Here is a 9,875-nt window from a genome sequence, read left to right on the forward strand (position 1 = left end):
ACGGATCGGCGAAGCGCGAGCCGTAAGCGGCCAGCCAGGTGTCGGTAATCAGGGCATGGTTCTCGAAACCGTTCAGTTTGAGCGTGCTGAGAATATTAAAACCGAGTTGGCCCAACACGGCCTCGAGACTTCCGTCCTTCTCCGCCTGAACAACCCATTGGAACCAGGGCGAGACGCCGACATTGGCGGTCAACCTGTCTCCGAGGCTGGACTGGCCGAATGGTGTCGGCCCATTGGTCGAGATCAGTCTGCGGATGCGATCCGGATGTCGGGCGGCGAGTCCCATCCCCACTGGCCCGCCAAAATCGTGCATAATCAGCGTGATATCCCGCAGGTCGAGCGCAAGCACGAACCGTTCAAGATTGTCGATATGATCTTGCAGCCAGTAGCTACGGTCCTGAGGAGTCGCACTTTTGCCGAACCCCATATGATCAGGGACAATGACACGGCAATCCGAGCTCAGGACCGGAACGAGGTGCCGAAACAGATAGCCCCAGGTTGGCGCGCCATGAAGACAAAGCACGGTCTCACCTCCGCGTGGACCTTCGTCAACAAAGTGCATGGCAAACCCGGGAGCGTCAGTGAAGTGCGGTGTGAATGGGTAGGTACTATCGCAATCCGAATGCGGATCGCGGTTGAGGTTATAAGGATACAGCATGAGAGATGTTCCCTCCTTAGAATTGACTCAGAAAATCTGGCTGGATGAAACAGTAAAAAATCTTCCTTCGGTCAATTGACGAGCAGCATGATGGCGGTCAGTGGCATGTGCCAGTTCGCCATTAGATGTCTAAGCGGTGGGCGTCAGATGACGGGTAAACGCCCAGAATAATAGTGCCAGTAAGCTGATGGCCGAGCCTAATAGGCATACACCAGTCCAACCAGCCCACGCATAAACGAACGTCGAGATGAACGAGCCGACAGCGCTGCCGAGGGAATAGAAAATCATATATCCGGCCGTAAGCCGGCTATGAGCCTCGGGGCGCACACTGTAAATCATACTTTGATTCGTGACATGTACGGCCTGTAACCCAAGATCGAAGACGATTACGCCAGCAATCAAAGCCCACAGGGAATGAATAGTAAACCCAATTGGCAGCCAAGATAGGGACATGATGAACAGCCCGATGCCGGTAACCTTCTGACTCCAGCCGCGATCCGCCATCTGCCCTGCCTGGGCCGCACCCAACGCTCCGGCGGCGCCAGCTAGACCAATCAGACCGATCTCCGTATGGGAGAGTGAAAAAGGCGGTTGGCTGAGTGGAAACACCATCGGCGTCCACAAGACCGAAGTCGAGGTAAAAATCAGAAAGGCGATCAAAGCGCGAATGCGCAAGATTGGCTCCTCCACAAACAACATAAAAACCGAACGCAGCAATTGCGGATAAGCGATCGTTTCCTTCACCTTGTCGTGCGGCGGTAGCACACGAAACAACATAACAGTGATGAGCAGCGTCAACGCTGCTGAGAGGAAATAGATCGCCCTCCAGCCCGCGAGATCGGCCATGAACCCCGCGATGGTCCGCGCCAGCAAAATACCGATGACAATGCCGCTAGTTACCGTCCCTACTACACGGCCGCGTTCAGCCGGCGCTGCCAATACGGCCGAGAATGCAACCAGCACCTGCGTGACCACCGCGAGTAACCCAACCAAAGCGCTGCTGATAAAGAGCAGCGTGCTATTTGGAGAGAAACCGACAGCGGCGAGCGCCGCAACGGACAATGCTGACTGACCGACGATCAACCGTCGGCGGTTCAGCAAATCGCCAAGGGGCACCAGCAATAGAAGGCCAAGTGCATACCCGATCTGGGTGATGGTGACAACAACCCCGACAGTTGACTCACGGATGCCGAACTCGACTGCCATCGCGTCAAGCAGTGGCTGTGCATAATAAACGTTCGCTACAGCAAGCCCACAAGCGACAGCAAACAACAACGAGAGCACACGCGACAGCGATGAATGGGACGTGGAAGCACGAGCATCGGGTTTACTCGAGGAAGCCTTCCCGGGACTCCAGTTTTCTCCCGCACCTCCCTCCATTATGTCTTGAAGGTTTTTCATATCCCCTCACACCTTTCTGATTGGATTGACCGGGGTTAACCTTATTCAGTTACATACCGAAAAGTATATTATATCGATCGGTATATAACTGAACGAAGTGAAATATATATTATTCATTCGCAATTTGTCAAGGATAAATTGAAAATATTTGACTATTCCTTCACTGTTAGATATGATTTTAATATACTGAACGATATGAAAAGGGAGGGGATAGCTTATGGTTCGCCCTCGGGAGTTTAATGAAGAGCAAGCACTACATTCCGCGATGGAACTGTTTTGGGAAAAGGGCTACGAAGCGACCTCATTAAGCGATTTAACGGCAAAAATGGGCATTCAACGGCCTAGTCTCTACGCCGCATTCGGAGATAAGAAAGAGCTTTTTGAAGCCGCGCTTCGCAAATACAATCAATTTCATGCTTCTTATGTGCGCGCACGGCTACAGAGCGTACCGTCCGTTAAAGAAGCGTTGCGTGCTTTCTTTGAGGGCATTGTGGCAGAAGCGTACGGAGAAGTGCCAAATCGGGGATGTTTTTGCCTGAATGTCATGGTCGAATTAGCGCCACATGATGCCAAATTTGAAGTGCTGACAAGAGAGCACCAGTTGTATTTGGTAGCGACTTTTCAGGAGACCATTGAACGGGGGATACGATCCGGTGAACTCGGGGATCATGTGAATGCCAAAGCACTCGCCCAGACATTCGTCGTTTCAATGATCGGGCTTACCGTGTTGATGAAATCCCGCCCCGATCGAACATTTGCGGACAACGCCGCAGCAACCATTGTCGCCTTGCTGGAGTAGATTGTTTGTTTCAATCAGGCGGATTTTATAGTGGTATTTTTCTAAAGACTTGATTTGTAGCGATATCTTAGTACAATGGTTTTATGACTACTCAAAAAATAATAAATGATGAGCTCAGAGTCAAAATATTTAAGGCGTTAGCTGAGGAGGCGAAATTGATCAAGGTACGAAAAGAAGCTCAAGCGAAGTATATGAGCATCGATTTGGAGGCATTTCAAACTTACTTACCCGGATTTCTGGATACGTTGTAGAAAGAAATTCTTTTTTTTTTCATTAGTTCAATAATATTTGAACTATAGAACTAACTGCAAAGGGTGAATAGAATGATCCAATTAACTGCTTTATTTTTCCTCATCATGTTTGTTATTGGTACGGATACGTTTTTGATTTCTCCGCTCATCCCCACTCTTCAGAACTTGTTTCATATCCCGACCGAATATTCCGGTTGGATGGTGGGGTCTTATGCTTTAGGTTATGCCATTTTTGCACTGATTGCTGGACCGCTTTCCGATGGATGGGATCGCAAAAAAGTAATGCTTTCCGGCATGGTCTGCTTCTCGGTTTCAACCATGTTATGCGGCTTTGCCACAGGTTTTTGGTCGATGTTCTTCTTCCGTTTTTTAGCCGGAGTCAGCGCAGCATTTACGGCGCCTCAAGTCTGGGCCTCGATCCCTGCTCTGTTTCCAACGTCAAAAATCGCCAAAGTATCAGGAATCGTCATGGCAGGCTTGGCTGCTTCCCAAGCGTTCGGCATCCCTATTGGAAGTCTGCTTGCCTCAACCCATTGGTATTATCCTTTTTTTACAATCGGTGCATGTGCATTATTGGTAGCGGTATTCATCTTCTATACTTTGCCCGAAATGAAACCGAATCAAGGCCAAAAAACCAAGACTCCGATTTTCAGTAGATACATCCCATTATTGAATAGCCGAATGGCGAGAAAGGCTTTCCTCGCTCATTTCTTATTTCAATGTGGATTCTTTGCTGCCTTTTCCTTCATTGGAAAATGGGTGACGGATCGCTTTCACCTTTCAATTGATCAAGCGGGGTACGTGATGTTTTTTCTTGGTCTCGGGAATATAGTCGGGAGCTTCGGCGGTGCCTATGTGATCAAAACGTTAAACCGTTTCAATACGCTGGTTGTGGGCTTTCTTGTCTCTATCGCATGTTTTATTATTTTGCCTCACTTGCCATCGGTTGCGGCTTTCGAAAGTGTTTACTTTTTCATTTTCGTTAACATGGGGATCGCTTTTCCCCTAATATTAGGAATGCTGAATTCATTAAATCCGACCATCCGCGGCACGATCTCCAGCTTGGCCAATTCAATCATGTACGCTGCGACAACGCTCGGCTCTTGGATCGCAGGCCTGATTTACGCGACTTTTAACGGTTTCTCCGCCGTAGGCATGTTTGCGGCTATATGCTTTGCCGGTTCGTTGTTATCTTTCATATTCAGCGGTATTTTGACCAGTCATGCGAAAGCAAAGAAGGAGTTTGCATCATAAATGCATAGAAGAAATTCTTATGACTTAAAGGAATTATATTTCGATATTTGGGAATGTGATAGCAGACAGACGGCATTCGAGTCATTAATCGTTTAGGTAGGGGATACTCTTTTGAAGCCCTACGAGCCAAAATACTCTTTACAGGGGGACTTAAAAAGCATTTTTCCACCTTGATCGAGAAATTGGAGAAGGGCCAGCTATAGCCCTTCTCCACCATAAAATCCGAATACCCTTTTTTATGAGATAGGAGGGGAGGGTTTTACGATCAGTGGCAGTGTCAATTTCACTTTGGTGCCCTCGCCTTTTTTGCTGGAGATGGTCACGCCATATTCTTCTCCATACAGAAGGGTAATACGATTGTGTACATTCTGGATGCCGATGCCAGTGAACAGCTGGCGCTTGCTCTTGGGATTGGGCAGTCCATCCTTGGCCGCATGCCCGTCCAGATCCATACCGTCTCCATCGTCGACCACCTCGCAGATCAATGTATCCTCCGTTTTGGACACCAATATATAGATGTGCCCTGCATTTTTCTCATTAAATGCATGGAAAAAAGAATTTTCGATAAAAGGCTGAATAATCAACTTGGGCACATGGTACTCCAGACAATCCGGCGATATAAAATAATTCACCTGTACCCGCTGTCCATAGCGCACATGGTTAATGAACACATAGTTTTGCATGTTGGCCATTTCCTGCTCGATCGTGATGGTCTCACTTACGTTGCTGATCGTATTTTGCAGCAGGGAAATGAGCGCGTTGATGGTCTCGGCGGCGGTTTCCTTGTTTCCTTTGAGCACCAGCATTTTGATCGAAGCCAGTGTATTGTACAGAAAATGAGGATTGATTTGTCGTTGTAGGGCAGCAAGCTCTGCGTTTCGTTGTTCTTTTTGCGTCTCCAGCAGCTTGCGAATGTAGTCATTCAGCTCATCCAGCATGTAATTGTAGGCATGACTCAGCTGTCTGACCTCATAGCTGCCCGTTACCGGGATATAGTTGTCAAAATTTTTCTCGCGGACCGTCGACATTTGCTTGACCAGTCGTGTCAGTGAACGAATCAGGCGACGGGAAATCAGAAAAACAATCAGCAAAGCAATCAGCACGATGACAATACAGATGAATACAACGGATTTGACGTCAATGATCTGTCCAATCGCGATTTGTCTGTCGATCATGTTAACCAGATAAAAATCATACGAAGGAATATAGTTGGAAAGAACAATACTTTCCTTGCTCATCACGTTCGCATTCACGTAATTTAGCCCTTGCTCATTGATTTTCTTCGCGTAGCCCAGCAGCTCACGGGAGTGTTGTCCGATCAAGTCCTGACGGTTGCTCGACACGATAAGTCCTGACTTGTCCAAAATAAGAACATCATTGCCGTTGCTTGTAAAGTTGTTATAGAAGCGGCGAAATTCCGGCTCGCGAATGGCAATGTAGATCATGCCATATAAAGTACCGCTAGTTCGCTCCATAAATGCCTTCGAGGCGATAATATAAGGTGTCGGTTTCTGTCCGGTATTATTTATCTGTCGACGAAATAAATCAGTATCCAACTGATACATAAGCCGTGTCGGCTGTGCCGCACTTCGGGCTGTAATGACACTGTTCTTAAGCTCCTCCGCAGTTACCGGCCAGTAAGACGAGTCAGAATAGAAGCTTCGGCCATTCATGCCCGTTACAGCGACACCGACATCATAGGCGTCGACATTGGATTTAATCTGCTTCATCTGCTGTGCCATACCGAAGTAGATGCGTGCCGAGTTAATGGAGTCGGATTGGCTGCCAGTCAGGTAGTTTTTGACCGTCCCGTTTTCCGAGGCATGGGTTACGGCATTCACAATTGAGTCATTGAAGGACTCGAAGCTGGACTGAATCTGGCTGAGTACCTTGGCATTCGTAATACTGAATGTCTCGGCAAAGAGTCGTTCAGACATGCGAATCGTCACCAAAGAGGTCAGCAACGACACCGCAGTGATGCTGACCACCATAACGATAAATATTTTGAAGAACAGGCCCTGATATTTGAATTTATGAAGATACCTTTTCATATTCAATCTCTTTTCTGCCGCAGATATGCGCTTGCTCTCTAATGGAGATGTTCCCGGCGGTATTGACTGGGTGAGTACCCCGTCACCTTTTTGAACACTTTGGTAAAATAGCTAGGGTCTGAATAGCCGACAGTGCTGCTAATATCGGAAATGGGCATTATACCTGACCGCAGCAGCTCAGCGGCCTTCTCCACGCGAATTTTGTTCAGATACTCACTGAAACCCTCTGTATGATGGGTTGTAAAATAGCTGGACAAATAGGAAGGGTTAAAATGAAAATATTGTCCAAGTGTCGTCAAATTGAGTGTTTCAGCATGGTGCTCCTCAATATATTCCAGCAGTTTTTTCATGCTTGCGCTGCCGCCTTGCTGCGTTTTAGCCATGATTTGCCTGTTTGCTTCCTCTAAAAAGGTCTCCAGCAATCGCACAGCTTCATGTACGTGAGGCGCGTCGTTAATCGTTTTGAAATAGGAATATTTTGCTGCATCCAGCTCTTTCATATCATATCCCTGATTCCCAAGTAAAATGGTAATATTGAACACAATATTCCCGAGAAGCGATTTAAATTCAAAAGCAGTAGAGTTATAGTTGCGTGACATGGCTGCTACATAGGATCTCAAGTCCTGAAAAGCTGCATCAAAATGCTCGCGTTTCATCTCCTCTGTGAATTGCTTCAAGTTAAACGAGCTGTTCACTTGAACAGGTTGTGGGAGCTCATCTTCCATCAGCAGCGCTGTTTCCGGGAAATAAAAGCGATAGCTGAGCAGCTTCGGCAATTCATCCTGATAGACCTCACTTATTCGATTAAAGTCATCAAACAAGTGGCTGACTGCCCAGCCTATCTGTGGATCGGCTTGCTTCGTCTCCTGAGCCACCTCTCTGACCGCGGCCATCCAGGAGTCTGCCTCCCGCGGATCAAGATTGGCTAAAACTACAGCCGCATGGACATCGGACGGCAATAGTCGGAGTACGATTTTTTGTTCACAGGCATCTGCCATCCGATCCGTAAGCCTGGAAAATAGGTCTGAGGCAGAGTAGGAGCGGCCTGTATCCTGCTGTGCGGCTTGCTCCATACCTATAAGCGCAAAACGCGTATATGGAAATGTCTGCTTCAGCAGTTCAGTGTCATAGTCTATGCTATAGCCGGAAATGAGCTTTTCGATCACATGATCCATCGTAATTGGATTATCTCCGGCATCTGCCTGATATTGAATGGATGGAATTTTGCGAGCCGTCCGCTGAAGGACTTGCAGCAGCTCATCCGTATCCAGCTTGGGCTTTAAAATATAGTCAGCAACCCCTTGCTGAAAGGTGGAGCGCACATAATTAAACTCGCCGTAGCTGCTGAGCACAATGACTTCGATCTCCGGATAGTTCTGTTTGACGATACGCGTCAGCTCCTCACCGTCCATGATTGGCATCACGATATCCGTGATGACAATATGAGGACGCAAGGTTTCAATCAGCGCCAGCGCTTCTTTCCCGTTGGAGGCTTCGCCTACAATCCGAAATCCGTACTTTTCCCACGATAAATGGTGCTTGATTCCTTGCCGTACCAATATCTCATCATCCACAATCAAAATGTTGCATAGCTTATTCATGGCAGCACGCTCCGTAATTATACCTATTCAAAAAAGACCGCATTAACGCGGATATGTTGTATCAGCTGAGGCATATGTTTGACAACGCTTCCAACTTGGTTCAAATATAAAGCATTTAATCTTTACATGCTAACATAAACCAGAAGGGAAGCCAAAAAAATCTTAACCAAGCCTATATTTTAATATCGGCTGGTGGCCCAACGAGTATTACATGGAGAAAATGCTGTATATATGTGAAAAAGCAACGGAAAAGCAATCCTGCTTCTCCGCTGCTTCCTATGACCAGCCTCATCTTGTTGTTCACGCATCACCCATCGTTTACGAAGCTCGAGTGATTGGTTTTTTCAGGAATATCCCGTATGAAATCGCTCCCATAACGAGCAAGGATGCTCCCAGTAAAAATACATTATTAAAGCTTCCGGTTGTATCCAAAATGTATCCGGTTGCAATAGGTGCTAAAGCAGCCCCTAGAAATCCACCAAAGTTTTGAATAGCGCCCAGCGATGCGACTTGTTCCCTCGGAGCAATATCAGCTGCCAACGTCCAGATGACGCCTGAAGGCAATTGGGAAGCAAAGTAACCGATAGAGAGAAGGACGATGCTGACCACTGTACTGTCGATATAAGGAATCGGTGCTACAGATGACGCCGCCAAAATAGCACCGCCAACAATTGGTATCTTGCGTGAGGTTACAGGAGCAACTCCCTTGCGGATGAAATAGTCGGAAATGAACCCGCCCAGCAATACACCAATAATGCCGGCAACAAACGGAATGGATGCAATCCATCCGGTTTCCTTCAGCGTGAAGCCTTGTTCCTTTTCCAGATAGCTTGGCAACCAGGTCAGATATACCCAGATTGTAAACATGATGCCGAAATTACCGATGATCATAAACCAGGTGCTGGAATTCTTGAAAAGAGAAGACCATTTGGCTTTTGTCTCTGGTTGAGCCGCATCTGATTCCGTCGCAGGAACAGCGTCTGCAGTCATATCGTTCTGGTTGATGGCCTGTTTTTCGGCAAAGGTCGGATCACGGTAGACTTTCAGCCAGATCAGCATAATAATCAATCCAATTGCACCGACGAAGATAAACATGCCTCTCCAGGTCATGGTTAGCATAAGCACAGTCAGCAGGGGCGGAGCAATAGCATTGGCAATTTGCGAGCCTGTATTAATAATAGAGGTTGGGAGTCCTCTTTCACTTTTAGCAAACCATCTTTCGGTTACTTTAAGCCCTGAAGTGAAGAACGGAGATTCCGATACACCGAGCAGCATACGCATGGCATATAGCAGAGAATAGGAATTTACAAAAGCACTGACGATGGTTGCAACTGACCACAGTCCGGAAGCCCATGAGAACATTTTCTTCGGACCGAAGCGGTCAACAAGCCATCCTGCCGGGAGATTAGCCAAGGCATAAGGCCAGAGAAAGGCAGACAGCAGTAGACCCATCTGTGTAGAGGATAGCCCAAATTCCGCTGCGATGGTCGTATTCGCGATACTTAAATTAGATCGGTCCAGATAGTTGACGACGGCCCCGAGCAGAAGCAGTAAAATAATGCCCCAACGTAGGCCCACCTTTTTGGGTTGCCCTTCAGGTGTTACACGGGTATTCTCGATTTTGCTCATGAAAGCTCACGCTCCTTGATCTATGATGTATACGTTTACATTTTTACTAGTCATCCAATTCATTTCGAGAATTTCTTAGCTATGTTTGATATGGGCGATTCACAACGATGCTTGCAGCTTTCGGAAAATCCGAAGGCCAGCTATTGATCGTTGTGATGCCGCATATTCTGCTAATGCGATCTATACAGGCTCAGCCATTTGGGATTTTATATGGAACGCGCCGCCGCAACT

7 protein-coding genes and 1 pseudogene are annotated in these 9,875 nt (G+C 47.3%); 3 read left to right on the forward strand and 5 right to left on the reverse strand.

Annotated elements, in window-relative coordinates; translation table 11 throughout:
* Together WG8_RS01120 and WG8_RS01125 are read right to left on the reverse strand one after the other, a co-directional pair.
* Positions 1–658: alpha/beta fold hydrolase (locus WG8_RS01120; RefSeq protein WP_007428211.1), on the reverse strand; the 658-nt coding region annotated here is incomplete at its 3' end.
* Between the two features lie 129 nt (positions 659–787).
* The gene (locus WG8_RS01125; protein WP_007428212.1) at positions 788–2,059 is read right to left on the reverse strand and encodes an MFS transporter; all 1,272 of its coding nucleotides are present in this window, start codon (positions 2,057–2,059) and stop codon (positions 788–790) included.
* 217 nt (positions 2,060–2,276) lie between these two features.
* Here WG8_RS01125 and WG8_RS01130 point away from each other — a divergent pair, with 217 nt between their 5' ends.
* From WG8_RS01130 to WG8_RS29445, 3 genes and pseudogenes are all read left to right on the forward strand, one after another.
* Positions 2,277–2,858: a TetR/AcrR family transcriptional regulator gene (locus WG8_RS01130; protein ID WP_007428213.1), complete on the forward strand. Its 582-nt coding sequence runs from the start codon at positions 2,277–2,279 to the stop codon at positions 2,856–2,858.
* A 323-nt stretch (positions 2,859–3,181) separates the two neighbouring features.
* A complete protein-coding gene (locus tag WG8_RS01135; protein WP_007428215.1) occupies positions 3,182–4,363 on the forward strand; it encodes an MFS transporter in 1,182 nt (393 codons plus the stop codon).
* Between the two features lie 15 nt (positions 4,364–4,378).
* Positions 4,379–4,566 (forward strand): annotated as a pseudogene (locus tag WG8_RS29445) (hypothetical protein); the annotation flags it as partial.
* Between the two features lie 33 nt (positions 4,567–4,599).
* Here WG8_RS29445 and WG8_RS01140 read toward each other — a convergent pair.
* From WG8_RS01140 to WG8_RS01150, 3 genes are all read right to left on the reverse strand, one after another.
* Positions 4,600–6,414 (reverse strand): sensor histidine kinase, encoded by a 1,815-nt coding sequence (locus WG8_RS01140; RefSeq protein WP_007428216.1) that lies wholly within the window; start codon positions 6,412–6,414, stop codon positions 4,600–4,602.
* A gap of 38 nt (positions 6,415–6,452) precedes the next feature.
* Positions 6,453–8,015, reverse strand: coding sequence for a response regulator transcription factor (locus WG8_RS01145; RefSeq protein WP_007428217.1), 1,563 nt, complete (start codon positions 8,013–8,015; stop codon positions 6,453–6,455).
* A gap of 318 nt (positions 8,016–8,333) precedes the next feature.
* The gene (locus WG8_RS01150) at positions 8,334–9,644 is read right to left on the reverse strand and encodes an MFS transporter (RefSeq protein WP_007428218.1); all 1,311 of its coding nucleotides are present in this window, start codon (positions 9,642–9,644) and stop codon (positions 8,334–8,336) included.
* Positions 9,645–9,875 lie beyond the last annotated feature (231 nt).

Origin of the sequence: Paenibacillus sp. Aloe-11 (assembly GCF_000245715.1) — a bacterium.
Classification (GTDB): Bacteria; Bacillota; Bacilli; order Paenibacillales; family Paenibacillaceae; genus Paenibacillus; species Paenibacillus kribbensis.

Bases quoted from the DNA above. Each gene is read 5' to 3' on its own strand.
- WG8_RS01145 (WP_007428217.1), bottom strand. From the start codon at position 8,015: ATGAATAAGCTATGCAACATTTTGATTGTGGATGATGAGATATTGGTA.
- WG8_RS01150 (WP_007428218.1), bottom strand. From the start codon at position 9,644: ATGAGCAAAATCGAGAATACCCGTGTAACACCTGAAGGGCAACCCAAA.
- WG8_RS01135 (WP_007428215.1), top strand. From the start codon at position 3,182: ATGATCCAATTAACTGCTTTATTTTTCCTCATCATGTTTGTTATTGGT.
- WG8_RS01140 (WP_007428216.1), bottom strand. From the start codon at position 6,414: ATGAAAAGGTATCTTCATAAATTCAAATATCAGGGCCTGTTCTTCAAA.
- WG8_RS01130 (WP_007428213.1), top strand. From the start codon at position 2,277: ATGGTTCGCCCTCGGGAGTTTAATGAAGAGCAAGCACTACATTCCGCG.
- WG8_RS01125 (WP_007428212.1), bottom strand. From the start codon at position 2,059: ATGAAAAACCTTCAAGACATAATGGAGGGAGGTGCGGGAGAAAACTGG.